This is a genomic window from Xanthobacter sp. BG11Y11_SDJG (assembly GCF_057364445.1).
The window spans coordinates 1-637 of sequence record NZ_JBNFNU010000858.1 but is presented as its reverse complement, the minus strand read 5'-3'; the positions used below and the strand labels follow the sequence as shown (position 1 = coordinate 637).

Annotated in this window: 2 protein-coding genes; one reads left to right on the top strand and one right to left on the bottom strand. The window is 76.9% G+C overall.

Annotation, left to right across the window (positions count from 1 at the left end; translation table 11 throughout):
• The coding region (locus AC2W7M_RS26980; protein ID WP_486136303.1) for a VOC family protein at positions 1 to 402 on the top strand (402 nt) is incomplete at its 5' end.
• A 3-nt stretch (positions 403 to 405) separates the two neighbouring features.
• On the opposite strand, the gene AC2W7M_RS26975 is transcribed toward AC2W7M_RS26980, so the two are convergent.
• Positions 406 to 637, bottom strand: a 232-nt coding sequence (locus tag AC2W7M_RS26975) for a hypothetical protein (RefSeq protein WP_486136301.1), incomplete at its 5' end; no start/stop codon positions are given.

Sequence of the window (637 nt, the reverse complement as noted above, 5' to 3'; positions counted from 1 at the left end):
CGCGCGCTCGCGCAGGGGCCGGCGCCGGTCGGCTGGGTGATCCGCACCGACGACCTCGACGGCGTGGTGGCGAAGAGCCCGGTGGACCTCGGCCCGGTGAAGGCCATGTCGCGCGGCACCCGCTCCTGGCGCCTCACGGTGCCGGACGACGGCGTCGGCGCGCTCGGCGGCATCGTGCCGGGCTTCATCGAATGGGACGGCCCGCCCCATCCCTCCGCCGGCATGCAGCCGTCCGGCCTGGTGCTGGAAGCGGTGATCGTGCGCCATCCCGACCCCGCCGCGGTGGCGGAGTTCCTCGCCGCCGTGGACATCGCGCCGCTCGCGGCGGTGGAGGAGGCGGCCGTCCCCGGCCTTGCCTTCATCCTGCGCCGGCCCGACGGCACCCGCCGCGTCCTCGCGTGAGGCTTATCGCGCGGCGGCGGCCAGCAACGTCGCCAGGAGTGCAGCAACGGCGATCAGCGCCGTCGCCGCCACCGGCCAGCGGCGCAATTGGGCATCCGCCGCCACCGCGAGATCCAGCGTGTGCCGCCAGAGCGCGGCGAGCGGACCCATGGCGTGGAGGATGTCGCCCGCCGGCACCTCCGGCAGCGGCCAGCGCCGCCAGGCGAGGAGCCCGGCGAGCGCGAGGCCCAGCGCC